This is a genomic window from Streptomyces sp. NPDC028907, from assembly GCF_055564995.1.
Map to the genome: position 1 here is coordinate 15,872 of NZ_JBVHVE010000002.1, position 26,861 is coordinate 42,732.

The following is a 26,861-nucleotide window of genomic DNA, read 5'->3' on the forward strand; positions in this document are numbered from 1 at the left end:
GTCAGTTGTCGGGTGAGCGCAGCACCCGCAGATGACCCCGCCGCGCGACCTCCATCGGGTCGGCCCCACGGCCACCGCCCCCACCGGCCTCGGCCGCCCGCTCCTGCGGACGGGCCGCTTCACGCACGGCGTTGGCAAGCGCTTCGAGGTCGTCGCCGCTGGGGCGGGCCGGAGCCGAGCCGTCCAGCAGCCTCACGACCTCCCACCCGCGCGGGGCGGTGAGGCGCTCGGAGTGCTCGGCGCACAGGTCGTAGCAGTGGGGTTCGGCGTAGGTCGCGAGCGGGCCGAGGACCGCGGTCGAGTCGGCGTAGACGTACGTCAGCGTCGCGACGGCGGGACGGCCGCAAGCGGTGCGCGAACAGCGACGTACAGGGCTCACGACGTTGGACGGTACCGCACTCTTGAGCGGGCCGCGACGACTCTCCCCCAGGTCACTCCACCGTGTCGTGCTGTGAAACACCCCACACACCCCTTCTGCCCCAACTCGCTGACCTGCAAGGAAGCCTGCCTCCGAGATCCCGAACATCCCTGGGGCCGGTCATCACTCACCGCAAACCCAGTCAATTACCTCGCCAACGCCGGTCTCGGAGAGATACGGAAACGAGCCCAACCTTGGCTGGAATGGTCATCTGCCGACATGCCGTACGAGCGGCCGAACGCCACCCCTGCCACGACATGGGGATCGGACAGGCGGCGGCCTCGAGGACTACGCTTCAGCAGTGATGGACACCCCTGTACCGCCCCGTGCCGCCGGCCCCGGGCCCCGCCGCCGTGATCGCCACGGGCGGGGCATGCGCGGCCCGATCGCACCTCCCCAGGTCCCGCTGGCCGCGAGCCGTGCCGACGTCTTCGCCGACCTGGTGCAGGACTCCGTGGAACGCCTCGAACGCCGCTGGCCACAGCTGGCCGACATCGACTTCCTGGTCCTGGAGGTCCCCCGCCTGGACGGCCGGACCTGGAACGACGAGGCGGTCCCCCTCGGCGGCACGATCCCCGCGCGTGAGGGGCGCCCGGGACGGGTGGTCATCTACCGTCGGCCGGTGGAGATCCGCACGAAGGGGCGGGACGAGCGGGCGGCACTGGTTCACGAGGTGGTCGTGGAACAGGTGGCGGAACTGCTGGGCCTGACCCCCGAGACGGTCGACCCCCGCTACGGCGAGGACTGACGGCCCAGGCCCCGCTGGGGGCCGCCGCCTACTTCTGGAGCACCGACAGGTCCTCGTCCGCCTCCGGCACCGCCACCATCCCCCGGTCGTCCGGCAGCGTCTGCACGGTGAAGCCGGACACGCCTTCCGTCGTCGCCACCAGCGTCCGCGACGCGTACACCGGCCCGCCCGACACCGACTCCACCGTCAGCGCGTACGTGCCCTTCAGGCCGCTCGACGCCGGCATCTCCAGGTCCTGGGTGGTGCCGGATTTGATCGTGAACGTCTTCGACGCCGCCGAACCGCCCTCGCTGCCCGCCGACGCCGTGACCTTGACCTGCGCCGTACGGAACGGGGCGGTCACGGACAGCGTCGTGCCCCTGGCCCTGTTGTCCACGGCCGTCGCGCGCGTGCCGACCGGGCGGCTCGCGGGTATGAAGGCCGTCTCCTGCTTGGCTCCCTTGCCGCGCACCACGCGCAGCGCCGCGACGACCGGCACCGACTGGTCCGTGGGCGTCAGGACCAGCGACCCCGTCTCGCCCCGCATCACGTCACCGAGATCGACCGCACTCGTCATGCCCGCCTTGACGTGCAGCGTCTCGTTCCCGGCCGGGGTGATCGCTCCGGCCGGCGAGGCGAGGCGCACCTTCAGGTCCGCGTCGGCGTCCCCCGGCGTGAAGGCGACCAGCCGCACCGACGTGGCGTCCTTCGGGATGCCGGGCAGGACCAGGCTGCCCGCGGGGTCGGCGGACGCGGCCAGCCAGTCCCCGCCGAGCTTGTCGTCCAGCGCCTGCACCGACGCCCCGAGCCGCCCGCTGCGCACGCTCACGTGCACGGTCACGTTGTCCTGCTTCTCGCTGGTCAGCGTGGACAGCAGGATCGGCTCGCCGGAGTGCGGCTGGACCGTGATCCCCTCCCCCGCCGGGGTCTCGATCGCGCCGTCCTTGCCGTACAGCTCGATGTCGACGACGGCGGCCGAGTCGTCGGGGTTGGTCAGATGGACGTAGTCCGTGCGGTCCGGAGCCGTGCTGGCGCCCGGGAACCAGAACTCGGTGTCGGGGGCGGCGCAGTTGACGCCCTGGAGGCCACGCCCGGTGCCCGCGGCGACCTCCGTGGTCTCCTGCACGGTCCAGCCGGGCGCGAACTTTCCGTCGGCGGTCCCGATCAGCGCCGGTGAGTCGGCTCCGGACGCGTCGCCGATGACCGGCTCACCCGGCTCCTTGGACTCCAGCACCGGCTTGTCGGCCTTCGCTGTCTTGTCGGACTTCCCGGCCTTGCTCGCGTCGTCGGCCTTCTTGCCCTTGCCGTCCGCAGTGGCTGCCGACTCCTGCGCCGCGGACCGCAGTTCCGCCTTGCCGTCACTCCCCGTGCCCTTGGTGACGGGCGTGAACGACGTGTACGTCGTCTCGGCGAGGTCCGAGGTGCTCGGCGCCGGGCAGAGCAGGCTGGTGCGCTCCACGGGCAGCTCGGCGGCCGCCTTGGCGGTGTTCGCGCCGGACGCGTCCGGCGTGGTGAGCGCCGCGAGCCCGGTGACGGCGGCGAGGGCGGTGCAGCCGGCGATCAGGGACAGGGTCGTGCGGTTCACTGCTGGCTCCCGTCGGAACGCTCACTGCCGTGCGGTTGCTGCTGCGCCGGGTCGTACGTGCCGTCGTAACCCTGCTGGTACGTCTGGTCGTACGAGGGGTCGTACGCGCCTGTGGGGGCCTGCCCTCCGTACGCGTACGGGTCGTACTGGCCACCCTGGTACGGATCCGCCTGATACGCCTGGTCGTAGGCGCCGCCCGCCGGGTACTGCTGGCCGGTCTGGTACTGCTCGCCGCCGTAGCCGCCGTACTCGGCGCCCGCGTAACTGGGCGTGTCCCACTCTCCGTAGGTCTGCTGCTGCGGGATCGCGGCGGCGGGCGCCTCGTTCGGCGGGGGCGGGAATTCGCCGCCCTGACCGGTCTCCTCGGCCTCGGCCTGGGCACGGAGCCGACGGGCGCGGCGGCCGTCGCCGGCCATGGCCTCGGCCGGGGCGGGCTGCTCCTCGGGAAGGTCGTCGTCGATGTCGCGGCGGCGTCCGGGAAGGGCCATCACGACCAGGACGAGGGCGAGGAAGCCCTGGGCCCACAGCCAGGCGGTGTGGGCGATCGGGTCGTCGTAGGTGACGTCCAGCCTGCCGCCCTCGGCGGGAAGCTCGAAGCCCTGGGCCCAGCCGTCGAGCGTGGTCGGGGTGAGCGGCTTGCCGTCCAGGGTGGCCGTCCAGCCGTCGCCGGCGCTGTCGGCCAGGCGCAGGACACGCCCGTCGGAACCGGCCGGGATCGTGGTGTGGATCTCCGTCGGCCCGGCGGCGACGGACTGCGGCTCGGCCGAGCCGGACCCGGCGACGATGGCCGCGCGGGACACCTGCCGGTCGATCCGCCACAGCGCGCTGCCGTTCTGCTCGCTCAGCCGGGACAGTCCGGGCGTGGCGTCCAGTACGCGCGTGACCTCGCGCGGCGCGCCCTTGTGGACGAGGACGTAACGCACGGCGAACGCGCCCAGCTGGTCGGCCTGGTCGGCGCCGGAGCCGGCGACGAGGTTGGCGACGATCTTGTCGAGTTTGGCGTTCTCCCCGTCCGCCGCGGCGAGTTCGGCGTCGCCGAGGCGGGCGCCGGAGCCGCGCACCAGCATGTAGCCGACGTGGGCCGGGGAGTCGCTGTCGAGGACGAGGGTGCGGGCCTGGTCGCGGGTGTTGCTGTCCTCGGCGACGAACGCGGGCACCTGCACCGGGTCGCGCCGCTCCAGCGGCCCGTCGGCGCCGCCGATCATCCAGCCGGCGGCGACGAGCAACGGTCCCGCGGCCGCGGCGAAGGCGATCAGCGCGGCGACCGGCTGACGCCAGCCGAAGCTCTGCTCGGCCACACGCGCGCGTGCTCCGTCGGCACCGAGCAGGGCGGCGGCCAGGAGTGCGACGCCGTAGACGAGGGTCGCGGGGCCGGCCCAGGTGGACCCGTTGGACAGGGCCGCGAAGACGAGGCCCACGAGGGCGACGGCCCAGGCCGTCCAGATCCCGAACTGGCGCTCGGTGCGCAGCAGGGCGGCCAGCGCGGCCAGGACGACGCCGATGAGCATCAGGCCGCTGACGGTGCCGGGGCCGCCGGGGCTGGCGCCGAGGAGGTCCAGCGCGGACGCGGCCGAGGGACCGTACTCCAGACCGGCCTCCTGGAAGAAGCCGAACGGGAGCAGCGACAGCGACCAGGGGGCGAGGACCAGCAGGGGGACGCCGAGCTGGGCCAGGAAGCGCAGGCCGTAGGCGGTGATGTCGGAGCGCCTTACCGCCAGGAGCCCGATCCCGAGGGCGAGCGCGATCGGCCACACGATCGGCGTGAAGGCCGTGGTGATCGTCAGCAGCAGGGCGTACGCCCAGGTGGCGCGCCAGCTGCCACGCGCACCGGAGCTGTTCGTGAGGCCGCTCGCCGCGATGCCGGCGCGCGCGATGAGCGGCAGCAGGACGGCGAGGACGGCGGTGCCGAGACGGCCGCCCGCGAGCGCGCCGGTCGCGGCGGGCAGGAACGCGTAGACGACGGCCGCCCACGCGCGCAGGAGGCGTGACTCGACGAGCGGGCGGGACGCGAAGTAGGCGGTGAGGCCGGCCAGCGGCACCGAGCAGACCAGCAGGACGGTGATCGCGAGCCCGGTCGAGCCCAGCAGCACCGAGGCGAGCATCGCCACGATCGCCAGGTAGGGCGGCGCGGACGCGGCGCCGCCGGCGCCCACGGGATGCCAGGCGTCGAGATAACGCGACCACAGCTCACCGGAGTCGGCGGGCGCGGGAAGCAGTGCACCGCCCGCGAGCGCGCCACCGCCGAGCAGGGCGCGGCAGGCGATCAGTGAGACGAACAGCAGCACCAGGAAGAGCACCGGGCCGGGCTTGCGGGCGACGCGCTTGAGGCGGGCGAACTGCTCGACCTCCAGGAAGTCGGCGTCGTCCCCGCCGGGCCCGGACTCGATCGCGCCGCCGTGCCGTCCCGCGCCCGCGGCCGCCTCGGGGTCGGAGCTGCCGAAGAGGCTGCTCGCGGCCTGCTCGACGGCGGCCCGCACGGTCGCACCGGGCGGTGGGAACAGCGCCCGTAGCTCCCCCTTGTCGATGACGGGGCTCCCGCGCCTGCGCCGCCCGGCGATGATCCGCTCGGGGCGCAGCAGGGTGCCGACGAGGCCGCGGATCTCGTCGAGGGCCTGCCCGGGGACCTTGCCCACGAGGTAGGCAAGGGTCCGCAGGACCGTGCCGAGGACGAGGCGCAGCAGCACCCAGGGCAGAGCGGCCGTACGGGTATTGACGAGCAGGGTGTAGACGGCGCCCGCCTTGTCGACCTTGTGCGGGGAGGCCGCGGTGCGGCCCACGCAGTCGACGGTGCGGCGCTCGCGCGAGGATGCCTCGGCGTGTCGTACGACTGCCTCGGGGGCGACGAGGACGCGGTGGCCGGCGGCGGTGGCGCGCCAGCACAGGTCGACGTCGTCGCGCATCAGGGGCAGGCGGCGGTCGAAGCCACCGAGCTGTTCGAAGACGTCGCGCCGGACCAGCATCCCGGCAGTGGACACGGAGAGCACGGACCGCACGTGGTCGTGCTGGCCCTGGTCCTGTTCACGGCGGTCCAGGCCGGTCCAGCGGCGGCCGGAGTTGGCGATGGTGACGCCGACCTCGAGGAGCTGTCGGCGGTCGTACCAGCCGCGCAGCTTGGGGCCCACGACGGCGACGTCGTCGCGGCCCAGTTCGTACTCGTTCTCCACGACGCGCAGCAGCTGGGCCAGGGCGTCGGGTTCGGGTGCGCAGTCGTCGTGCAGGAGCCACAGCCACTGCACCGGGTCCCCGTGTGGAAGTTCGGGCATGTCGTAGGCGTCGTCGCGCCAGGTGCGCGTGACGGGGTCCCAGCCGCTCGGCCGCTTCAGATAGGTCAGCTCGTCCGGGGTGAGGACGGGGGCCGTGCGGTTGGCCTCCTCGACGGCCTGGCCGAATCCGGTGCGCCGGGCGAGGTGCAGCACCCGGTCGTCGCCGAGGGCCTCGCCGACCAGCTGTGCGGACCGGTCCGCGCTGCCGGTGTCGGCCGCCATGGCGAACTGGACGGGGCGCTCCTGGCCGAGCAGCCCGGCGAGCGCGTCGGGCAGCCAGCGGGCGCCGTCGTGGGAGACGAGGACCGCGGTCACCACATGACGCGGGAACTCAGGTGTGGCAGCGGAGTCGTGCTGGGCTGCCGTGTGGCTGTGCACGGACATCGAGGTACGGGCCCCGGTTCGATGGACTGCGGTGGACGCCCGTGCCCCGTGGGGACAGCGCGGCGTCTCGGACGAGCGACCACACTATCGGCTGGGCATCACGGCGGCCCGCCGCCTGTGGATAACCCACCTGCGACGGGCCGTTCGAGACATATTCGAGACGTATGTACGTGCGATACGTACGGACTGGGTGTGAGAGAACGCGCTCTTCAGCCCCGGCCGCTCGGGCCAGGTCGGGTCGGGCCACCGCTCGGTCCCGCGGCTCGGCCCGCCATGGCCGGACGTCCGGCCGGTGCACCGCTCAGACGGCGGCCTTTTTCAGGCGGCGGCGCTCCCGCTCGGACAGACCGCCCCAGATACCGAATCGCTCGTCGTTGGCGAGGGCGTACTCGAGGCACTCGGAGCGGACCTCGCAGGCGAGGCAGACCTTCTTGGCCTCGCGGGTGGAGCCGCCCTTCTCGGGGAAGAAGGACTCGGGGTCGGTCTGGGCGCACAGCGCGCGCTCCTGCCAGCCGAGTTCCTCGTCCGCGTCGTCGACCAGCAGTTGCTGCACCAGCTCGGTCATGTGCGCCCCTCGTCTGTCTTTCGCGTCCCCGTGATGTAGCCGTTACCGATTTCGGCTGAACGACACGAGTGAAATTACAAGTGTGCTGCTCCGGGCGAGTCAAGCCGAGATCTGCTATTGAGCCCCTTATTCACTCTGCGGAACCAAGGCCTAGCGGAAAGTGTTCAAATCGTCATAAACCTTGACAAGCAGACGAGGCCCGGGAGGGTGTCCGACCCCGCTCAGAGCCTGTACGGAAAAGGACGCCCAGAAGTTCGATCTCGTTGCACACACGCGCAGAAGCGAACCGGATCACAGTCGGATCACAGGATCACAACGACGCTCGTGCGCCCGGTTGTGCGCCATGTGTCCCGGCCACCCCATGAACAAACCTTTCACCACAGAGATGAACCGGATGAGGTGAAACATGTCCCACATAACGGGCGCCGAGTTGACACCCGAGGTGCAAACCGGTGTTCTTGTGGGCATGCTCGCGAACTCGGCACCCACCTCGACCCGCACCGCCGGGTCCCACGGTGCTGCCCGCGCTCGCTGTAGCTGTTGCTGTCCCAGCTGTTGAGCCACACCTGCTCCAGCTGACGGCCGAGCCACCCGTCTCTCGGCCTCCGTTCCCTCTGACCTTCTTTCACTGAGGAACCACGCACCCCATGAACAGCGACAGCGACCTCCAGATCGCCGGCGACATCCTCGAAGTCCCGCACCTCCTCCAGACACCGCGCGAGCACCCGGCCACCGTGGCCGAGTTCGTCGGCCTCGCCCGCTCCATCGCCGCCGACCGGTCGCAGTGGGAGCACCTCGTCCGGTACGACGCGACCACGCGCTGGTACCACCGGCTGCACACCGGCCCCGGCTACGAGGTGTGGCTGCTGTCCTGGGTCCCCGGACAGGGCAGCGGCCTGCACGACCACGGCCGGTCCTCCGGCGTCCTGACGGTCCTCGACGGCACGCTGACCGAGCGCACGGAACGCGGCACGCGCGTGTTGGCGGCCGGCGCGCAGCGCGTCTTCGCACCGGGATACGCGCACGAGGTGGCCAACGACACGCTGGACCCGGCGGTCAGCCTGCACGTGTACCACCCGGGCCTGACCGAGATGCCGATGCACACCTCGTCGGCCTGCGAGGCGCGTGAGGAGCCCCGCCCCGTGACTGCCTGACGCATTGTCGTACCCGCCTGCAAGACTGCTCCCATGCGCATTGTGGTTCTGGCAGGCGGCATCGGTGGTGCCCGGTTCCTGCGCGGTCTGAAGCGGGCCGTGCCGGACGCGGACATCACGGTCATCGGCAACACCGGGGACGACATCCACCTCTTCGGGCTGAAGGTCTGCCCGGACCTCGACACGGTGATGTACACGCTCGGCGGCGGCATCAACGAGGAGCAGGGCTGGGGCCGGGCCGACGAGACCTTCCATCTCAAGGAGGAGCTGGCGGCGTACGGCGTGGGGCCCGAGTGGTTCGGGCTCGGTGACCGGGACTTCGCCACGCACATCGTGCGGACGCAGATGATCGGCGCCGGATACCCGCTGAGCGCGGTGACCGAGGCGCTCTGCGACCGGTGGAAGCCGGGAGTCCGTCTCATCCCCATGACCGACGACCGCGTCGAGACACACGTCGCCGTCGACCTGGACGGCGAACGCCGGGCCGTCCACTTCCAGGAGTACTGGGTGCGACTGCGGGCCTCGGTGCCGGCGGAGGCGATCGTGCCGGTCGGCGCGGAGCAGTCCAAGCCGGCGCCGGGCGTCCTGGAGGCCGTCGCCGCGGCGGACGTCATCCTCTTCCCGCCGTCCAACCCGGTCGTCTCGGTCGGCACGATCCTCGCCGTGCCCGGCATCCGCGAGGCCATCGCCGACGCCGGAGTGCCGGTCGTGGGGCTCTCCCCGATCGTCGGGGACGCGCCCGTGCGCGGGATGGCCGACAAGGTGCTCGCGGCGGTCGGCGTGGAGTCGACGGCCGCGGCGGTCGCCGAGCACTACGGCTCGGGACTCCTCGACGGCTGGCTCGTCGACACCGTGGACGAGGGCTCCGTGGAGCGGGTCGAGGCGGCCGGGATCCGCTGCCGGGCCGTGCCGCTGATGATGACCGACCTCGACGCGACCGCGCGGATGGCCCAGGAGGCGCTGACGCTGGCGGAGGAGGTGCGGGCGACTTGAGCGAGGTGTCTGCCGACGGTTACCGGGTCTGGGCCGTCTCCGGGATTCCCGAGGTCCAGCAGGGCGACGACCTCGCCAAACTGATCGCCACCGCCGAACCCGGCCTCGTCGACGGGGACGTCCTCCTCGTCACCTCGAAGATCGTGTCCAAGGCGGAGGGGCGGATCGTCGAGGCGACGGACCGCGAGGCCGCGATCGACGCGGAGACGGTACGGGTCGTGGCGCGTCGCGGAGCCCTTCGTATCGTCGAGAACCGGCAGGGCCTGGTGATGGCCGCCGCCGGGGTCGACGCCTCCAACACTCCCGCCGGGACCGTGCTGTTGCTGCCCGAGGATCCGGACGCGTCCGCGCGGGCGATCCGGGACGGACTGCGGGACGCACTCGGCGTCGAGGTAGGGGTCGTCGTCACCGACACCTTCGGGCGCCCCTGGCGCGCCGGGCTCACCGATGTCGCGATCGGCGCCGCCGGCATCCGCGTACTCGACGATCTGCGCGGGGGCACGGACGCGTACGGCAATCCGCTCAGCGCGACCGTCGTGGCGACGGCGGACGAGCTGGCCGCCGCCGGTGACCTGGTCAAGGGCAAGGCCGCCGGACTTCCGGTCGCCGTCGTGCGCGGGCTGGCGAGCACGGTGACCGAGGACCACGGGGAGGGGGCCCGGGCCCTGGTACGCGACGCGCGGGACGACATGTTCCGGCTCGGTACGTCGGAGGCCGTACGGGAGGCGGTCACCCAGCGGCGTACCGTACGGGCCTTCACGGACGAGCCCGTCGACGGCGGGGCCGTACGGCGGGCCGTCGCGGCGGCCGTCACCGCGCCGGCCCCACATCACACGACTCCGTGGCGGTTCGTGCTGCTGGAGTCGCAGGAGTCGCGGACACGGCTGCTCGACGCCATGCGCGACGCGTGGATCGCCGATCTACGGCGGGACGGCAAGAGCGAGGAGTCCGTCGCCAAGCGGGTGCGGCGCGGGGACGTGCTGCGCAACGCGCCGTATCTGGTGGTGCCCTGCCTGGTCATGGACGGTTCGCACACCTACGGCGACGCGCGGCGGGACGGGGCCGAGCGGGAGATGTTCGTCGTCGCGACCGGCGCCGGGGTGCAGAACTTCCTGGTCGCGCTGGCCGGGGAGCGGCTGGGTTCGGCGTGGGTGTCGTCGACGATGTTCTGCCGGGAGGTCGTACGGGAGGTGCTCGGGCTGCCGGAGGACTGGGATCCGATGGGGGCGGTGGCGGTCGGGCATCCGGCGGAGGAGCCGCGGGCTCGGCCGGAGCGGGATGCGGGGGCTTTTGTCGAGGTTCGGTGACGGGGGTGGGGCCCACAGGGGTCATGGAGCGCCGGGTAGGGCCTACGCTCGTAGGGCGCCCGCTCGTGGGCGCCCGCTCGTAGGCGCCATCCGGGGGCATGCTCGTCGGCTTCTTCCCGGTACTCCTACTGGTAGGCCCCTTCCGCATTGACTCGTAGACCCCTCCCGCATTCCTAGGACCTCAGACGTGGCAGGACGATTCGCTCCGCGACCCACGCGTACGACGGTGCGTGGTGGGCATGTCGCCGTGCCCGGGGGTGTGCCGCGACAGGCTGTCGTGGCGGGGAAGGTGCGGACGGTCGTGCCGGACGGGCCGCTCGATCTGGGGCTGGTGCTGGGGCCGCTGAGGCGGGGGCCCGGGGATCCGACGTTCCGGGCGATGCCGGACGGGTCCGTGTGGCGGGCCTGTCGTACGCCTGCCGGGCCCGGGACGCTGCGGGTCGGTGTACGCGGGGCCGAAGTGCGGGGCGAGGCGTGGGGGCCGGGGGCCGAGTGGCTGCTCGAACAGTTGCCGGAGCTGCTCGGGGCCGCCGACGATCCGTCCGTCTTCGTACCGCGGCATCGGCTGGTGGCGGTGACTCGGCATCGGAGGCCGGGGCTGCGGTTGACGCGGACCGGGCTGGTGCTGGAGTCGTTGATTCCGTCGATCCTGGAGCAGAAGGTCACGGCCGATGAGGCCTATCGGGCGTGGCGGTTGCTGGTGCGGAAGTTCGGGGAGCCGGCGCCCGGGCCCGCGCCCGAGCGGATGTGTGTGATGCCGGACGTGGAGACCTGGCGGTTGATTCCGTCCTGGGAGTGGCATCGGGCCGGGGTCGACAACAAGCGGGCGTCCACGATTCTGCGGGCTGTGCGGGTTGCCGCGCGGATGGAGGAGGCCGTGCGGATGCCTCCGGCGGAGGCGCAGGCTCGGTTGGAGGTTGTGCCGGGGGTGGGGCCGTGGACGTCCGCGGAGGTTGTGCAGCGTAGTCATGGGGCGGCTGATGCGGTGACTGTGGGGGATCTGCATCTGCCGGGGATCGTGGGGTGGGCGCTTGCCGGGGATCGGGATGCCGATGACTCCGTGATGCTGGAGTTGCTGACGCCGTATGCGGGGCAGCGGCATCGGGCGGCTCGGTTGATTTTGTTGAGCGGGCGGGTGCCGGCGCGGCGGGCTCCGCGGATGCCTCGGGGGGATATCGGGCGGTTGTGAGGGCTTTCTTCGCCCCCGCCGCCCCTACCCGTCCCATCCCTTGAAGGGGCTCCGCCCCTTCGACCCCGCCAGGGGGCTCCGCCCCCTGCACCCCCATCGGCCTGAACGGCCTCGGCCTCAAACGCCGGACGGGCTGGGGGTGCCCGGGTGGGCGGAGCCCCTGCGGGTGGGCGGGCCGGGGGGCTGGGGACGGGGACGGCTCGTCCTCAAACAACGGACAGGCCGGGGGTGCCCGGGCGGGACAAACCCTTGCGGGGGACGGGGGCTGAGGACCGCGATGGCTCGTCCCCGAACACCGGACAGGCCAGGGGCACCCGGGCGGGACAAACCCCTGCGGGTGGACGAGGGCTGAGGACCGCGATGGCTCGTCCCCGAACACCGGACAGGCCCGGGGTACCCGGGCGGGACAAACCCCTGCGGGTGGACGAGGGCTGAGGACGGAGATGGCTCGTCCCCGAACACCGGACAGGCCCGGGGTACCCGGGCGGGACAAACCCCTGCGGGCGGGGGCGGGGACCGTCCTCAAACGCCGGGCGGGCTGAAAATGCCGCCGCTCTCCTACACGTCCGGTGAGAAGCGGAGCGCCCCCGCTGGGATCCTCGCGTCACACCACACTCGTACGCCGTCCCTGAGTTCGTTGTCGGCGCCGATGATCGCGCCGTCGCCGATGACCGTGCCGGTGAGGACGGAGCGTTCGCCTACGCGGGCTCGGGTGCCGATGAGGGAGTCGGTGATGACGGCGCCGGGTTCGATGACCGCGCCGGGGAGGATGGTGCTGCCGAAGACGCGGGCGCCCTCGGCCACGAAGGCGCCCTCGCCCACCACGGTGCCGCCGGTGAGCTTGGCGTCGGGGGCCACAGTGGCCGTGGGGAGGATGAGGCGGTCGCCGCAGCGGCCGGGGACGGCGGGGGACGGGGCGTGGCCGAGGACCAGGTCGGCCGAGCCGCGGACGAAGGCCGCGGGGGTGCCGAGGTCGAGCCAGTAGGTCGAGTCGACCATGCCCTGGAGGTGGGCGCCCGCCGCGAGGAGGTCGGGGAAGGTCTCGCGTTCGACGGAGACCGGGCGGCCCGCCGGGATCGTGTCGATGACGGAGCGGCGGAAGACATAGGCGCCTGCGTTGATCTGGTCGGTGACGATCTCCTCGGGGGTCTGGGGCTTCTCCAGGAAGGCCGTCACCCGGCCCGTGTCGTCCGTGGGGACCAGGCCGTACGCCCTGGGGTCGGTCACCTTGGTGAGGTGGAGGGAGACGTCCGCGCCCGTCGTCCGGTGCGTGTGGACCAGGGCCTTGATGTCCAGGCCGGTCAGGATGTCGCCGTTGAAGATCAGGACCGGGTCGTCGGGGCCGGAGTGGAGCCGGGAGGCCACGTTGCGGATCGCGCCGCCCGTGCCGAGGGGCTCCTCCTCCGTGACGTACTCCAGACGGAGGCCGAGCGACGAGCCGTCGCCGAAGTACGGCTCGAAAACCTCGGCCAAGTACGACGTGGCCAGGACGATGTGGTCCACGCCCGCCGCTCTCGCTCTCGCCAACTGGTGCGTGAGGAACGGAACCCCGGCCGCCGGAACCATCGGCTTCGGCGTGTGCACGGTGAGCGGACGCAGCCTAGTGCCCTTGCCACCGACCAGGAGGATCGCTTCTGTCACCTGTCGTCTCTGCTTCCTGCCGGGACCGGCCGAACTGTCTTTCGGCCGGCCAGTGTATGCAGTCCGTTGTGCGGCGCCTTCGACGGCAGTGCGGTACTTCGCGTTCCGCCCCGTGCCCCCCGTCGGCGGTGAATGTGACCCACCAGGGCCCCCTGCCCCACCAGGCCCCCGGAACTCCACTCCCCTTCGCCTCAGCGGCCCTGGTAGCGGGCCGACGAGGCGCGGGCCGAGCCGAGCTTTCGGTAGAGCTGGAGGCCGGGGCACGCGGTGGAGTAGCCGTCGCGATGACCGGAGATCACATTCAGTCGTACGTTCTTTCCCTTTCGGTACAGATTGCCACCGCCGGACGTCAGATATGTCTTCCCGCGCGGATTGGCGCCGTAGAGGCCCAGCTTCCAAGCCGTGAGCCGGGCCACGGACTTCACCGAGGCGGCGGTCGGCTTGCTGGTGCCGTAGCTGCCGAGGACGGCGATCCCCATGCTGTTGGAGTTGAAACCGAGAGTGTGGGCGCCCAGGACGGGCTTCGCCACTCCCCCGGCGCGGCCCTCGTAGATTCTTCCGCACTTGTCGACGAGGAAGTTGTAGCCGATGTCGCGCCAGCCCATGCTCTTGACGTGGTAGCGGTAGATACCGCGAATGAGCGAGGGAGCCTGCGAGCACCGGTACTTGTTGCCGGTGGCCGTGTGGTGCACGAAGGCCGCCTTCACCTTCTTCGTGTAGACGAACCTCCGCTCCCGCCAGCTCTCGTTCGCGCCCCAGCCGCGTCGCGTGACGATGCGCGGCCGCGGCCCGATGTACGGCTTCGCCCGCTGTGCCTGCGTCAACTCGGATCCGCGCAGGGCCAGCAGCTCCCGCTCGGTCGCCGTGCGGTCGAGCGCGGGGATCTCGGCGGCACCGATGGGGGCGAGTGCGGCGTTGGCACCGGATGCGGCGAGGGCTTCGGCCGTCTCGACGGTCTCGGCCTTCAGGGATCCGGGGCGGGTGGCATCGCCGGAGTCGCCGCCCTTCACCGGGGCGGCCTCGCCGGGGTCGACGAGTTCGAGGCGGAGGCCGGCGGGGAGCGTCGTGGCGGTCTCGGGGGCGGTCGCCGAGTCGTCACCACTGACTTCCTCTCCGGCATCCTCCTCGGTTCCCTCTCCGGCTTCTTCCCCGGTTCCCTCTCCGGCTTCTTCCCCGGCTCCCTCTCCGACTTCTTCCCCAGTCCCCTCCCCTGCGGCCTCCCCGTCCTCGGGTTCGTCGGTCGGCCGGGGGCGTGCGGGCCCGTTCTCCGTCTTCGTCTCCGTCTTCGTCTCCGGCTCCGGCTCCGGCTCCGTCTCCGGGGTGACCCGCACCTCCACGGCGTCCGACTCCCCGACCCACAAGGGCGCCGTGGAACCGCGCACCCGGCCCGAGGTGGGCTCGTCGGTGCCCGGGTCGGCGGCGTGGTCGCTGTTGTGCGTCTCGACCTCCTGCCAGCCGGACCAGGTGCCCGTGCCGACCGCGCGGGTACGGACGAGGACGCGGCCGTGCAGTTCGGCGCCGGGGCGATCCCAGGTGACGCCGACGAGGGAGAAGTGCGGTACGTCCCGGGGGGACAGCCCCTGCGCGACGGGGGCACCGAGGATGCGATCACGGTCGAGGGGGGCGAGGGGCAGCGACTGGGTGCTGCCGGGGAGGTACGCATCGGCGTCCTCGTGACGCCCCGTCGGCCCGGTCACCATCCTCTCGCCGGTGGCCGCTTGCACTCCGGACGCCGGTCTCGCGGTTGTCGCGAAGGCGGGTGGGGTGAGCGGGAGGGCTAGAGCGGCCGCGCACGTGACACCGATCGAGGAAGCAAGGAATCCACGCATACCGTTGATGTTGGGCATAGTCATACAAACCTGTCCATCGGAGAACTGACGAAGCGTCTGCCCGCCGTTCGTCCGAACCGGTGGCGGGCCGGCGCCCCCACCCAGGGGTGCGCACCCGCTCGCCCGCGTACGCTTGCGCAGGTGAACGCCACCGATCGCACCCCAGCCGACCTGCTGCGTTCCGCGCTCGCCGCGGATCCCGGACGACCCCTGGTGACCTTCTACGACGACGCCACCGGGGAACGTGTCGAATTGTCCGTGGCCACCTTCGCCAATTGGGTGGCCAAGACCGCGAATCTGCTCCAGGGGGACCTCGGGGCCGGGCCGGGTGACCGGGTCACGCTGCTGCTGCCCGCGCACTGGCAGACGGCGGTGTGGTTGCTGGCGTGTTCGTCGGTGGGTGCCGTCGCGGACGTGGGGGGCGACCCGGCGGTGGCCGACGTGGTGGTGAGCGGGCCGGAGGGGCTGGAGGCCGCGCGGGCCTGTCGGGGGGAGCGGGTCGCGTTGGCGCTACGGCCGCTGGGGGGTCGTTTTCCGCAGCCTCCGGTCGGTTTCGCCGACTACGCCGTGGAGGTGCCGAGTCAGGGCGACCGCTTCGCGCCGTACGCTCCGGTCGACCCCGAGGATCCCGCGCTCATCGTGGCCGGCCGGGAGTTCAGTGCTGCCGAGGTCGTGGAGCGTGCCCGCGACGAGGCGCCGGCGCTCGGTCTCACCGGCCCCGGGTCCCGGATCCTCTCGGCCCTTCCGTACGACACGTGGGAGGGGCTCAACGCCGGGCTGTACGCCGCGCTTGCGACCGGCGGCTCCGTCGTCCTGTGCCGCCGCCTCGACGCGCTGTCGGAGGACGCCTTGGCCAAGCGCATCGATGACGAACGGGTCACCACGACGGCCCGCTAGCCCCAGTTCCTCGCCCCCGCCGCCCCTACCCGTCCCATCCCTGAAGGGGCTCCGCCCCTTCGACCCCGCCAGGGGGCTGCCGCCCCCTGGACCCCCGCCATCGGCCCTCCGGGCCTCGTCCTCAAACGCCGGACGGGCTGGAAATGCCTGGGCCGGCCCTAAGCCCCTGCGTGTGGGTGGGAGCTAGGGACGGCAACATCTCGTCCTCAAACACCGGACAGGCCCAAGACGCCGGACGGGCCCAAGACACCGGCCCGGCGTCGAAGGGTGACGTCGGCGGCTGTGACGCGCACCTCACCCCTCCTCCCCCCGACACCCGCAGGCCGTCGCAAGCAACCGTCACCCGTTCAGCCCTCCACGACCCACCCCCCACCCCCCATCCACGCCATGGTCGTAAGAGCAGCCCACACCGCACGCAGCACGCACTGAGGGGTGGACCCAGCCGTGACCGAGACCGCACGCGCGCGCAGCAGGAGGGGGCCCATGCGGCGGTGGGTGCGGCGTGGGGCGCTCGGGGTGGGGGGTGTGCTCGTTGTCGCGGGAGGGGTCGGGTGGGCCGTGTACGCGAAGCTCGACGCGAACATCACGCCCGACGAGGCCGCCGCGGCCGAACTCGCCCGGTATGAGAAGGAGCGCCCCACCTCGTTGGTGCGTGGCGCGCAGAACATCCTGCTCATCGGGTCGGACTCAAGGGCGGGCCGGGCCAACCGGCGCTACGGACGCGACTCCGGGACCGAGCGTTCCGACACCACGATCCTGCTGCATCTCTCCGCCGAGCGCCGCAGCGCCACCGCCGTGTCGATACCCCGCGATCTGATGGTGGACGTCCCCAGCTGCCGCCGCCGCGACGGCACCCGCACCCAGCCCATGTTCGCGATGTTCAACTACGCCTTCCAGAAGGGCGGTTCGGCCTGCACGATCCGCACCGTGGAGCGACTCACCGACATCCGCGTCGACCACCACGTGGTCGTCGACTTCCACGGCTTCAAGGAGATGGTCGACGCCGTCGACGGCGTGCAGATCTGCCTGGCGAAGCCCATCAACGACAAGGCGGCCAAGCTACGGCTCCCGGCCGGCAAGGTGACCCTCGACGGCGAGCAGGCCCTCGGCTACGTGCGCGCCCGCAAGTCCCTCGGCGACGGCAGCGACACCGAGCGCATGGAGCGCCAGCAGCGCTTCCTCGCCGCCCTCGTGCACAAGGTCCAGAGCAACGACGTCCTGCTGAATCCGGTCAAGCTCTACCCGGTCCTGGACGCGGCGACCTCGTCCCTCACCACCGACCCCGACCTGGCCAGTTTGCGTGGTTTGTACGAACTCGCCCGCGGAGTACGCAACATCCCCACCGAACGCGTGCAATTTCTCACGGTCCCTCGGGAGTCGTACATACACAACGCCAATCGCGACCAACTCGTGGAGCCCGAAGCGCGACGGCTCTTCCAGCGACTCCGCGTCGACGCCCCGGTGGAAGTCGTGAATTCGCCCGAAAAGTCCCAGGGGTCACCACGCGGCTCTTCGTACAGGAGTTCGCATGACGGCGACGGGAAGTCCCGCAGGGGTCAGTCGAGCCGCCCCGCCGACCCCACTCCCCCGGCACCCACCTTCCGGGGCAACACAGCCGCCGAGAACCCCTGTGAGTAAAACGCTCACCAAGTCGACGAACCCCAGTTCAAAGAAATGCGCCGGATTGCCCAGTTGTAGGGACGTGGAATTTGTCACCGTCGTCGCTTGACGCTGAACTGGGCGGATAGTGTGAGCGATCCGGTGCTCCCTGCCGTAGTTAGGCTTGCGCACTGTTTGACCGAGAGACCCGAGCGCCTTGGAGGGGGAAGGCGCCGCGTGGCCCCGACGGAGGATTCAGACAACCGTGGACGCGCAAGGCCGTGGGCGGGCGGACGACATCGATCCCGCAGACCAGTGGGTGCTCAACCCGAACACCGGTGAATACGAACTGCGACTGACTCCTTCCGCTCCGCAGTCGTCGGTTCCGGGACCGCGCAGATCCGCCTCCCGGGCCGGCACCGCCGCACGAGCCGGCGGAGCGAGCGCGGGGCGCGCGGCGAACGGCGCCGCCGGAGCCGGTGACGCCGGAGGCGCCGTACGCAACCGGACCGGCGCACCGGCCCGCGAGCCGCGCCCGGACCGCGCCGCGCCCGGCCGCGAGGTCCCCTCGCAGCGCAGGCGCCGAGGCGCGCCCGAGGAGCCGTCGGCGGGCCGGCGCGGTCGTCGGCCGGTGAAGAAGAAGAGCAAGGCGAAGAAGGCCCTGCTGTGGACCAGCGGTGTGACGGCGTTCGTGGTGGTCGCCGTCGCGGTCGGCGGGTACCTCTACATCGAGCACCTCAACGGCAACATCCAGTCCATCTCCGACGACGGCGCGAGCACCGGTGGCTTCTCCAAGGACAAGGCCATCAACATCCTGCTCATCGGCACGGACAAGCGCACGGGAGCGGGCAACGACAAGTACGGCGACGCGGGCAGCGCCGGGCACGCCGACACCACGATCCTGCTGCACGTCTCCAAGGACCGCTCGAACGCGACCGCGCTCAGCATCCCGCGCGACCTGATCGTCGACATCCCGGACTGCCCGACGACGCAGGAGGACGGCTCCTCGAAGGTCATCGCGGGCGAGACCGGCGTCCGCTTCAACACCAGCCTCGGCCAGGAGGGCCGTACGCCCAGCTGCACCGCGCGCACGGTCACCGAGCTGACCGGGATCAAGCCGGACAACTTCATGGTGGCCGACTTCAACGCGGTCAAGACGCTGACGACGGCGGTCGGCGGCGTCGAGGTGTGTCTGGGCAAGGACATCAACGACCCCGACTCCCACCTCAACCTCCCCAAGGGCGAGCATGTGATCGAGGGCGAGCAGGCGCTGGCCTTCGTCCGCACGCGGCACGCCGTCGGCTTCGGCGGCGACCTGAGCCGGATCGGACTCCAGCAGCAGTTCCTCAGCGCGCTGATGCGCAAGCTGAAGTCCAACGACACGCTCACCAGCCCGACCAAGATGATCAAGCTGGCGGAGGCGGGCACCAAGGCGCTGACCGTCGACTCCCAGCTCGACAGCATCGACAAGCTGAAGGACCTCGGTCTGGAGCTGGGCAAGCTCAACACCAAGAACCTGACCTTCACCACGGTTCCGGTGATCGACAACCCGGCCGAGAAGGTCAAGGCGACGGTCGTACTCAACGAGACGACGGCTCCCCAGGTCTTCCAGGCGATCCAGAACGACGTCTCCTTCACCGAGGTCAAGCAGCAGAAGAAGAAGGAGGCCGCCGCCGTGGCCGCCCGGCTCAAGGGCACCAAGGCCGACCCCTCCGAGGTACGGGTGCAGGTCATGAACGGCGGAGCGCCCGCCGGCAGCGCCCAGGAGACCCTCACCTGGCTGCAGACCGAGGAGGGCGTGGAGAAGTCCGAGAACGCGGGCAACGCCCCGGCGACGCTGGCGAAGACGACGCTGGAGTACGCGCCGGACCAGGCGGACCAGGCTCGCGCGCTCGCCGCCATCATGGGGCTGTCGGGGTCCGCGATGAAGCCCGGCAAGAGCGTGACCAACTCCCAGGGCCTGCCCACGATGACCCTGACCCTGGGCAAGGACTTCAAGGGCGCGGGCGTCTCGCTCACGGCTCCGACGAAGGCTCCCGACGTGGAGAAGTCCACGGCCGACAAGGTCGAGTGCGCGAAGTAGCCCCGGGATGCCGCTCGCTCCCGGCACGAAATTGGTGTCGGGAACGCAACTGTGCCGGACGCTCGTTGGTCTGACACACGACGCCGGTGTGTCGACCGGCGTCGGCCGGCTCGGCGCGCTGCCGTACCCGGCGTGGATTTTGCCGACGCGTGGCCAACCCGGTCCGGCCCCCCAGAGGTCTGACAGGTAGCGAACCGGTGTCGGACAGGGCGGTCTGCCATGGTGCGCTCCGCACCGGACAGGGAGGTCCGGGGCGGAGCTGAGCCGTGTCGGGCAAAGGGCGGGGAAGGGCAGAGAGTTGGCGCAGAGCAGTGTGCGAGGGGAGGCCCCCGCGGTGGAGGACACCATGTCCCTCACCCCGCAGGCCGACCAGGACACGCCGGCCGACCGGGGCGGCCGGCACGGTGGCGGGCGTCGCAGAGGCGGCCGGGGGGCCGACGGCAGGCGTCGCAGACGGCGTGCGCTGCGCTGGTCGGCGACGGTTCTGGCGGTGGTGATACTGGGCACCGCGGGTGCCGGGTATCTCTACTACCAGCACCTCAACGGCAACCTGAAGAAGGACGACCTCAACATCGGCGACGCGAAGGACCGCGCCGCCAAGACCGAGGCGAACGCGGCCGGTCAGACGCCGCTGAACATCCTGCTGATCGGCTCGGACGCCCGGGACAGCAAGGAGAACCAGAAACTCGGCGGCGCCAAGGAGACGTTCGGCGGTGTCCCGCTCGCCGATGTGCAGATGCTGCTGCACGTGTCCGCCGACCGCACCAACATGTCGGTGGTGAGCATGCCGCGCGACACCCTGGTGGACATGCCCAAGTGCACGGACCCGGACAGCGGGGACGTGTACGAGGCCCGCGAGCGCATGATGACGAACCGGTCGCTCGGCCGCGGCGGGCCGGGGTGCACGGTGGCGACGTGGGAGAAGCTGACCGACATCCACATCGACCACTTCATGATGATCGACTTCTCCGGTGTGGTGTCGATGGCGGACGCGATCGGCGGCGTCCCGGTCTGCGTGAACGCCAACATCGAGTCCAAGGACAGCAAGGGCCACGGCTCCGGGCTGAAGCTGGAGAAGGGCACGACGTACGTCAAGGGCGAGCAGGCCCTGCAGTGGCTGCGCACCCGGTACGGCTTCGAGGACGGCAGCGACCTCGCCCGCGCCAAGGCGCAGCACCAGTACATGAACTCGATGGTCCGTGAGCTGCGCAAGAGCGCCAAGCTCAGCAACCCGGGCAAGCTGCGCGCGCTCGCCGAGGCGGCCACCAACGCCCTCACCGTCGACCCGGGTCTGGGCACGGTGGCGAAGCTGTACGACCTGGCGGGCGAGCTCAAGAAGGTGCCGACGTCGCGCATCACCATGACGACGATGCCGAACGAGTACGACACGATCCAGACCGGCCGGGTGGTGCCCACCGAGGACGCGACCAAGCTGTTCCGGCTGGTGCGTGAGGACATCGCCCTCGACGGCAAGGACAAGAAGAAGAAGTCCACCGAGGACAAGGGCTCCACCGACCCGGCCGCGGCGGACGACGAGATCGCCGTCCAGGTGCAGAACGGCACCCGCACCGACACCCTCGCCCCGGCCTCCGGTCGCGCGACCACCGTCGCCGGGCTGCTCGTCGACAAGGGCTTCACCCGGGCCGTGGCGGACGCCTCGACCGCACCGGTCGAGGACACGACAATCGTCCGCTACCCGAGCGCCGACCTGGAGGGCGACGCCCAGCGGCTCGCCAAGGCCCTCGGCATCCCCACCAGCGCCGTGGAGAAGTCCACGAACGTCTCCGGCGTGACGCTCGTCGTGGGCGCCGACTGGCGCGAGGGTACGGCTTACAAGGCGCCGAAGGAGGACGACAAGACGCCGGACACGGCGGAGGCGCTGAACGCCTCCGACACCAAGGCGTGCATGAAGGTGGACCCGGACTTCACCTGGTGACGGGCACCGCCCGCCCGGCGGGGCTCAGTTGGCGCTGAGAACCGCCGGGCGGCGCGAGGCGATGACCTTCTTCGCCAGGGAGCGCGGGCTGGTCAGAAAGCCGTAGCCCCAGGACATGTGCATGGTGGCGAGGGCGACCGGGATCTGGAGGCGTGCCTTCAGCGGCAGGCCCTTGCCGGCCGGGACGGACCCGGCGGCGATGGCCGCGAGATAGCCGCCGGGGATCAAAAAGCCCCAGGGAGTCAGGGCGGCGCCGGCCACGAGGCCCGCGGCGATCGCGCACACCGCGGTCGGCGGGGCGAGGTAGCGCAGGTTGATGGAGCCGGCGTGGTAGCGGGCGACGACGTGCCGCCAACGGCCGTAGTCCTTGTACTGCTTGGCGAGGGCCTTCACGCTCGGCCTCGGGCGGTACGACACCTTCAGCTCGGGCGAGAACCAGATGAGGCCGCCCGCCTCGCGGATCCGGAAGTTCAGCTCCCAGTCCTGGGCGCGGATGAACTCCTCGTTGTAGCCGCCCTGTTGCTCCAGCGCCTCGCGCCGGAAGACACCGAGGTACACGGTCTCGGCGGCCTGTGCCTCGCCACCGGTGTGGAAGGCCGCGTTGCCGACGCCGATCTTCGAGGTCATCGCGGCCGCGACGGCGTGCTCCCAGTCGTTCTCGCCCTCGGCGTGCATGATGCCGCCGACGTTCTGCGCGCCGGTCTCCTCCAGGAGCCGTACCGCGGTGGCGATGTAGTTCGGCGAGAGCATGCCGTGGCCGTCGACGCGGACGACGATCGGGTGGCGGGAGGCCTTGATCGCGGCGTTGAGCGCGGCGGGCGTGCGGCCGGTGGGGTTCGGGACGGTGTGTACGCGGGGGTCTTCGGCCACGAGCTCGGCGGCGATCTCGTCCGTGCGGTCCGTGGACGGACCGAGGGCGATCACGACCTCCATCTCGCCGGCGTACTCCTGCGCGAGGATCGCTTGGACGGCTCCGCGCAGATGCCGCTCCTCGTTGAGGACGGGCATGATGACGGACACGGCGGGGAGCTGCACGTCGGGATTGGCGTTCATAGGGGCCTCACGTTACCGCGAACGGGGGACAGCATTGCGCGCCGCCGGGGTCGCTGCCCCGGTCAGCAGATCGTATGGGCCTACGGTGCTCACGGATCCCACGTACGGCCCCCAGGGCAACCCCAGCGGAGGTATCCCCCCATGCCCACGCCGCCCCGCCGCTCCCCCGCCTCGCCGCAGCGCAGTCCGCAGCCGTCCCGTGGCGGGGCGCGGCCGGTCGCGCCCGTACGGCGCAGGCGGCCGCGCTGGGCCATGCGGACGGTGACCACGCTGTCGGTGGTGATCCTGGCCTCGGCCGGGATCGGGCACGCCGTGGTCACCAGCCTGGACGCGAAGATCGCGCGCGTGGACCCGTTCAAGGACATGAAGAACCGGCCGCAGGCCGGGCACGGGATGAACGTGCTGCTCGTCGGCACGGACGGCCGCGACCGCATCAGCGAGGAGGAGCGGCGCAAGTACCGGCTCGGCGGCGCCCCCTGCCACTGCACCGACACGATCATGATCGTGCACATCTCGGAGGACCGGGAGCGGGCGAGCGTGGTGAGCCTGCCGCGCGACTCGTACGCCGAGGTGCCCGCGGTCGACGGGCGCAAGGCCCATCCCATCAAGATCAACGCGGCGTACGCGGAGGGCGGTCCGAACCTGACCGTGCGCACCGTCGAGCACATGACGCACGTCAAGATCGACCATTATCTGGAGGTCGACTTCACCAGCTTCATGAAGACGGTGGACGTGGTCGGCGGCGTGCAGATCTGCACCGCCGAGCCGCTGAAGGACTCGTACACCGGGCTGGACCTGCCGGCCGGGCGGCACCGGCTGATGGGCGGCGAGGCCCTGCAGTACGTCCGCGCGCGGCATGTCGACAGCGACTCCGACCTGGGCCGGGTGCACCGCCAGCAGCGGTTCATGGCGGCACTGGTCGAGCGGGCGACGTCGTCCGGGATCCTGCTGAACCCGATGAGGTTCCGGGACGTGACGCGGGCCGTGCTGGGCTCGGTACGGGCCGACAAGGGCTTCGGGACGGGCGAGTTGCTCGACCTGGGGCGGGCGATGCGGAACTTCTCGCCGTCGTCGTCGGAGTTCACCACCGTGCCGATCGGGCAGCTGGAGTACGAGGTGAAGGGCATCGGCTCCACGGTGAAGTGGGACACCGCTCAGGCCGAGCGCCTCTTCCGGGCCCTGCGCGAGGACAAGCCGCTGTCCTCGCACCGGCCGAAGCGCCGGGCCGTGCCCGTGGAGGTCGCGCCGCGCCAGATCCATGTCCAGGTGGAGAACGGCACGAAGGAGAACGGCCTCGGCAAGCGCGTCGACGCGGCGCTGGCGGCGACCGGGTTCCGTACGACGGGGCGTCCGGTGGCCGCGGCGGACCGGGCGCTGAAGCGGACGGTCGTCGTCCACGACCCCGGCTGGGACCGCTCGGCGAAGTCGCTGGCGGCCGCGCTGCCGGGGAGCGAGCTGCGTGCGGTGAAGGGGCTGGGGCCGACGCTGAAGGTGATGGTCGGGGCCGACTTCGAGAAGGTGCGCAAGGTACGGGCCGAGGACCCGACGCAGGGCCAGTCGATCGTGGTGCGGGGCGACGAGGCGGGGTGCTCGTAGCACCGTCCCTAACCTCAATGGACGTGCGCGACGGCATACGGCGGAATGCCTGACGCGTTGGCTCGTGCGGCATCTGGTGTGAATTGTTCGCGTCCGCCCGATGGCGCGGCGCGGTGGGCGGGCGTAGGACGGAAGGGCACGGGGCCCGCCCCGGGCTCCCGCGTCCCCCAGGAGGAGCCATGACCCAGCCCGGAACCATGCCTGCCATGAGCAAGGAGATGCAGGACTGCGTCGACGCGTGCATGACCTGCCACAGCATCTGCGAGGAGACCATGAGCTCCTGCATGCAGATGGGCGGCCAGGCTCAGATGCAGATCATGCGGGCGCTCATGGACTGCGCCGAGACGACCCGTATGTGCGCGGACATGATGATGCGCCGCTCGCCGATGTCGGCCGAGATGTGCGCGATGTGCGCCAAGGCGTGCGAGATGTGCGCCGAGGCGTGTATGTCCATGCCCGACGACGCGCAGATGATGCGCTGTGCCGAGGCGTGTCGTAGCTGTGCCGCCACCTGTCGCGCGATGGCGGGCGCCACGATGTGACGGCCGCCTGACAGCGGTCGAGGGCACCCCCGCGCAAAGGGGTGCCCTCGACACACAGGCGCGCTCAGTTGCCCGAGACGGTCACCGTCTCGTCGTTCTTCAACTGCTCCACCAGCTGCTTCACCTTCGCGGTGTCCCACTGGAGGTTGCCGTTCGAGGCGTTGCCCGAGATCGGCATGTTCATCGACTTGCCCTCGCCGCTGCTCACGCCCTTCATCGCCCAGAACATGGACGCCAGGTCCCACAGGCCCATGTCCTTGTCGACGATCAGCGAGTCCAGGCCGGCGCCCATGGTCGGGTACAGCTTGAAGGGGTTGAGGACGGTGCCCGGGGTGGCGACCTGGTTGGCCAGGGCGGACAGGAACTTCTGCTGGTTCTTCGTCCGGTCCAGGTCGGAGCCGGCCAGCGCGTACCGGGTGCGGACGAAGGCGAGCGCCTCCTCGCCGTTCAGGGTCTGCTTGCCCTTCTTGAAGTCGGCGCCGGACTTGGAGTCCTTGATGTCCTGCGGGATGTCGATCTCGACGCCGCCGACCGAGTCCACGATGTTGGCGAAGCCGGCGAAGCCGATCTCGACGTAGTGGTCGATGTGCAGGCCGGTGTTGGCCTCGACGGTGCGGACCAGCAGTTCGGGGCCGTCCTCCGCGTACGCCGCGTTCAGCTTCACCTGGCGGCCGGTGCCCTGGTAGAGCTTCCCGGAGTCCGAGCCCTTGAACGACGGGATCGTGACGTTCGAGTCACGGGGCAGTGAGATCAGCGTCGGGCCGTTGCTGCCGGTGTGCAGGATCATCATCGAGTCCGTGCGCTTGCCCTCGGCGGACCCGGTGTGCAGCTTCTTCTTCTCCTCGGCCGACATGCCCGCACGGCTGTCGGAGCCGACGATCAGGTAGTTCGTGCCCTCGCCCGCCTCCGGCCGGTCGATGACCTGGGCCAGGTCGACCTCGCGGTTGAGCTTGCCGTCGGCCCAGAAGTAGGTGGCCACGGTCGTCACGACCAGCACCGTCACCAGTGTGATCGCGGTGATCTTTATCCGGCGCCGCCAGTTCGGCGCGGGGCGCGGCTCGTGCGTGCCGCCGCCGGGACCGCCCGGGCCGCCGCCGTAGACCTGCCCGGTGTTGTAACCGCTGTCGTAGCCGTCGTCGGCGTCGTATCCGCCGTGGCCCTGGCCGTTCACGTACGACGGCTGCTGCGGCACCCCGCCGTATCCCTGGCCGGGCGGCGCCGCCGGACCGCGGCGGACCTGCCGCATCACGCGTGCACCCTCGGGCTGTGCGCTCGAGCTGCCGCGTCCGTAGCGGTTACCGCGGTTGTCGTCGGACCATCCACCGGGCCAGTCATTCATGCGCCCCAGTGTGCAGGGCACGCCCGGGTCCCTTACAAGGTTCGGGGGAAAATAGAGGCACGGCTGTTGCGAAGCCAACACAAAGTCCGCGAATGTCGGCTCGGCATAAGGTGGAGGCCATGACAGACCAGGTCACCACAGCGGAGTCGGGCACTCAGGAGATCCCGGGCAAGCCGACCTCCGCGTCCCGTACCACCCTCAGTCACATCATGACCCACAACGACACCAACCTTCTGGGGACGGTGCACGGTGGTGTGATCATGAAGCTCGTCGACGACGCGGCGGGTGCGGTGGCCGGTCGGCACAGCGGTGGCCCCGCCGTCACGGCGTCCATGGACGAGATGGCGTTCCTGGAGCCGGTGCGCGTCGGTGACCTCGTCCATGTGAAGGCCCAGGTCAACTGGACCGGCCGGACCTCGATGGAGGTCGGTGTACGGGTCCTCGCCGAGCGCTGGAACGAGTCGGCCCCGCCCACCCAGGTCGGCTCGGCCTACCTGGTCTTCGCAGCGGTGGACGCCGACGGCAAGCCGCGCCGGGTACCGCCGGTGATACCGGAGACCGAGCGCGACAAGCGCCGCTGCCAGGAGGCCCAGATCCGCCGGACTCACCGGCTGGCGCGGCGGCGGGCCATCAAGGAGCTGCGGGAGAAGCGGCTGGCGGAGGGGTTCGAGGACTGAACCTCCCGGGGGTGGCGAGGGGTGAGGCATGAGCCAGCCGTCCCGTCGGGGCGGCTGTCACTTTCCCGGTCTTGCCGTCCCGGC

At 71.2% G+C, this 26,861-nt stretch carries 20 protein-coding genes; 12 read left to right on the top strand and 8 right to left on the bottom strand.

The window, feature by feature from the left end; genetic code table 11:
• Window position 1: 1 nt before the first annotated feature.
• On the bottom strand, window positions 2-379 hold the full coding sequence (locus ACZ4UU_RS04470) for a DUF3499 domain-containing protein (RefSeq protein ID WP_228044524.1): 378 nt from the start codon (window positions 377-379) through the stop codon (window positions 2-4).
• 343 nt (window positions 380-722) lie between these two features.
• Between ACZ4UU_RS04470 and ACZ4UU_RS04475 the strand changes: the two genes are divergently transcribed.
• Window positions 723-1,166, top strand: coding sequence for a metallopeptidase family protein (locus ACZ4UU_RS04475; protein WP_107123000.1), 444 nt, complete (start codon window positions 723-725; stop codon window positions 1,164-1,166).
• 28 nt (window positions 1,167-1,194) lie between these two features.
• Here ACZ4UU_RS04475 and ACZ4UU_RS04480 read toward each other — a convergent pair whose 3' ends face one another.
• The 3 genes from ACZ4UU_RS04480 to ACZ4UU_RS04490 all read right to left on the bottom strand — a co-directional run bounded on the left by ACZ4UU_RS04480 (window position 1,195) and on the right by ACZ4UU_RS04490 (window position 6,942).
• Window positions 1,195-2,730: a DUF5719 family protein gene (locus ACZ4UU_RS04480; protein WP_468036440.1), complete on the bottom strand. Its 1,536-nt coding sequence runs from the start codon at window positions 2,728-2,730 to the stop codon at window positions 1,195-1,197.
• Window positions 2,727-6,377 carry a glycosyltransferase family 2 protein gene (locus ACZ4UU_RS04485; protein WP_468036441.1) on the bottom strand — a complete coding sequence of 1,217 codons (3,651 nt, stop codon included), beginning with the start codon at window positions 6,375-6,377 and terminating at the stop codon, window positions 2,727-2,729. Before ACZ4UU_RS04485 ends, ACZ4UU_RS04480 begins: the two co-directional genes overlap by 4 nt.
• Before the next feature lie 301 nt (window positions 6,378-6,678).
• A complete protein-coding gene (locus tag ACZ4UU_RS04490; protein WP_003975777.1) occupies window positions 6,679-6,942 on the bottom strand; it encodes a WhiB family transcriptional regulator in 264 nt (87 codons plus the stop codon).
• A gap of 647 nt (window positions 6,943-7,589) precedes the next feature.
• Between ACZ4UU_RS04490 and ACZ4UU_RS04495 the strand changes: the two genes are divergently transcribed.
• From ACZ4UU_RS04495 to ACZ4UU_RS04510, 4 genes are all read left to right on the top strand, one after another.
• A complete protein-coding gene (locus tag ACZ4UU_RS04495) occupies window positions 7,590-8,096 on the top strand; it encodes a cysteine dioxygenase (RefSeq protein WP_468036442.1) in 507 nt (168 codons plus the stop codon).
• Window positions 8,097-8,129: 33 nt separating this feature from the next.
• Window positions 8,130-9,089 (top strand): 2-phospho-L-lactate transferase, encoded by a 960-nt coding sequence (cofD, locus tag ACZ4UU_RS04500; protein WP_468036443.1) that lies wholly within the window; start codon window positions 8,130-8,132, stop codon window positions 9,087-9,089.
• Entirely contained in the window at window positions 9,086-10,396 is a 1,311-nt protein-coding gene (locus ACZ4UU_RS04505) for a coenzyme F420-0:L-glutamate ligase (protein WP_468036444.1), read from the top strand. Before cofD ends, ACZ4UU_RS04505 begins: the two co-directional genes overlap by 4 nt.
• A 187-nt stretch (window positions 10,397-10,583) precedes the next feature.
• Entirely contained in the window at window positions 10,584-11,585 is a 1,002-nt protein-coding gene (locus tag ACZ4UU_RS04510; protein WP_468036445.1) for a DNA-3-methyladenine glycosylase family protein, read from the top strand.
• Window positions 11,586-12,143: 558 nt separating this feature from the next.
• Here the strand turns inward: ACZ4UU_RS04510 and manB are convergent.
• Window positions 12,144-13,226, bottom strand: a complete 1,083-nt coding sequence (gene manB, locus ACZ4UU_RS04515) for a mannose-1-phosphate guanylyltransferase (protein ID WP_468036446.1) — start codon at window positions 13,224-13,226, stop codon at window positions 12,144-12,146.
• 191 nt (window positions 13,227-13,417) lie between these two features.
• Window positions 13,418-15,055, bottom strand: a complete 1,638-nt coding sequence (locus ACZ4UU_RS04520) for a peptidoglycan recognition protein family protein (protein ID WP_468036447.1) — start codon at window positions 15,053-15,055, stop codon at window positions 13,418-13,420.
• Window positions 15,056-15,196: 141 nt separating this feature from the next.
• On the opposite strand from ACZ4UU_RS04520, the gene ACZ4UU_RS04525 reads away from it, so the two are divergent.
• From ACZ4UU_RS04525 to ACZ4UU_RS04540, 4 genes are all read left to right on the top strand, one after another.
• A complete protein-coding gene (locus ACZ4UU_RS04525; protein WP_468036448.1) occupies window positions 15,197-15,952 on the top strand; it encodes a TIGR03089 family protein in 756 nt (251 codons plus the stop codon).
• Window positions 15,953-16,435: 483 nt separating this feature from the next.
• Window positions 16,436-17,590, top strand: coding sequence for an LCP family protein (locus tag ACZ4UU_RS04530; RefSeq protein ID WP_468036449.1), 1,155 nt, complete (start codon window positions 16,436-16,438; stop codon window positions 17,588-17,590).
• 226 nt (window positions 17,591-17,816) lie between these two features.
• Window positions 17,817-19,634 carry an LCP family protein gene (locus ACZ4UU_RS04535; RefSeq protein ID WP_468036450.1) on the top strand — a complete coding sequence of 606 codons (1,818 nt, stop codon included), beginning with the start codon at window positions 17,817-17,819 and terminating at the stop codon, window positions 19,632-19,634.
• Window positions 19,635-19,980: 346 nt separating this feature from the next.
• Entirely contained in the window at window positions 19,981-21,570 is a 1,590-nt protein-coding gene (locus ACZ4UU_RS04540) for an LCP family protein (RefSeq protein ID WP_468036451.1), read from the top strand.
• A gap of 24 nt (window positions 21,571-21,594) precedes the next feature.
• Here the strand turns inward: ACZ4UU_RS04540 and ACZ4UU_RS04545 are convergent, their stop codons facing one another.
• Window positions 21,595-22,623 carry a glycosyltransferase family 2 protein gene (locus ACZ4UU_RS04545; RefSeq protein ID WP_468036452.1) on the bottom strand — a complete coding sequence of 343 codons (1,029 nt, stop codon included), beginning with the start codon at window positions 22,621-22,623 and terminating at the stop codon, window positions 21,595-21,597.
• 141 nt (window positions 22,624-22,764) lie between these two features.
• On the opposite strand from ACZ4UU_RS04545, the gene ACZ4UU_RS04550 reads away from it, so the two are divergent.
• Window positions 22,765-24,219 (top strand): LCP family protein, encoded by a 1,455-nt coding sequence (locus ACZ4UU_RS04550; RefSeq protein WP_468036453.1) that lies wholly within the window; start codon window positions 22,765-22,767, stop codon window positions 24,217-24,219.
• 179 nt (window positions 24,220-24,398) lie between these two features.
• Window positions 24,399-24,761: a four-helix bundle copper-binding protein gene (locus ACZ4UU_RS04555; protein ID WP_468036454.1), complete on the top strand. Its 363-nt coding sequence runs from the start codon at window positions 24,399-24,401 to the stop codon at window positions 24,759-24,761.
• Window positions 24,762-24,825: 64 nt separating this feature from the next.
• Here the strand turns inward: ACZ4UU_RS04555 and ACZ4UU_RS04560 are convergent, their stop codons facing one another.
• Complete coding sequence (locus ACZ4UU_RS04560; RefSeq protein ID WP_468036455.1) at window positions 24,826-26,100, bottom strand: LCP family protein; 1,275 nt, start codon at window positions 26,098-26,100, stop codon at window positions 24,826-24,828.
• 119 nt (window positions 26,101-26,219) lie between these two features.
• Between ACZ4UU_RS04560 and ACZ4UU_RS04565 the strand changes: the two genes are divergently transcribed.
• Window positions 26,220-26,777 carry an acyl-CoA thioesterase gene (locus tag ACZ4UU_RS04565; RefSeq protein ID WP_468036456.1) on the top strand — a complete coding sequence of 186 codons (558 nt, stop codon included), beginning with the start codon at window positions 26,220-26,222 and terminating at the stop codon, window positions 26,775-26,777.
• Window positions 26,778-26,861 lie beyond the last annotated feature (84 nt).

Coding starts and splice junctions, on each gene's coding strand:
- ACZ4UU_RS04475 (WP_107123000.1), top strand. CDS start 723: ATGGACACCCCTGTACCGCCCCGTGCCGCCGGCCCCGGGCCCCGCCGC.
- ACZ4UU_RS04485 (WP_468036441.1), bottom strand. CDS start 6,377: ATGTCCGTGCACAGCCACACGGCAGCCCAGCACGACTCCGCTGCCACA.
- ACZ4UU_RS04490 (WP_003975777.1), bottom strand. CDS start 6,942: ATGACCGAGCTGGTGCAGCAACTGCTGGTCGACGACGCGGACGAGGAA.
- ACZ4UU_RS04495 (WP_468036442.1), top strand. CDS start 7,590: ATGAACAGCGACAGCGACCTCCAGATCGCCGGCGACATCCTCGAAGTC.
- cofD (WP_468036443.1), top strand. CDS start 8,130: ATGCGCATTGTGGTTCTGGCAGGCGGCATCGGTGGTGCCCGGTTCCTG.
- ACZ4UU_RS04520 (WP_468036447.1), bottom strand. CDS start 15,055: ATGCGTGGATTCCTTGCTTCCTCGATCGGTGTCACGTGCGCGGCCGCT.
- ACZ4UU_RS04530 (WP_468036449.1), top strand. CDS start 16,436: ATGCGGCGGTGGGTGCGGCGTGGGGCGCTCGGGGTGGGGGGTGTGCTC.
- ACZ4UU_RS04540 (WP_468036451.1), top strand. CDS start 19,981: ATGTCCCTCACCCCGCAGGCCGACCAGGACACGCCGGCCGACCGGGGC.
- ACZ4UU_RS04545 (WP_468036452.1), bottom strand. CDS start 22,623: ATGAACGCCAATCCCGACGTGCAGCTCCCCGCCGTGTCCGTCATCATG.
- ACZ4UU_RS04550 (WP_468036453.1), top strand. CDS start 22,765: ATGCCCACGCCGCCCCGCCGCTCCCCCGCCTCGCCGCAGCGCAGTCCG.
- ACZ4UU_RS04555 (WP_468036454.1), top strand. CDS start 24,399: ATGACCCAGCCCGGAACCATGCCTGCCATGAGCAAGGAGATGCAGGAC.
- ACZ4UU_RS04560 (WP_468036455.1), bottom strand. CDS start 26,100: ATGAATGACTGGCCCGGTGGATGGTCCGACGACAACCGCGGTAACCGC.
- ACZ4UU_RS04565 (WP_468036456.1), top strand. CDS start 26,220: ATGACAGACCAGGTCACCACAGCGGAGTCGGGCACTCAGGAGATCCCG.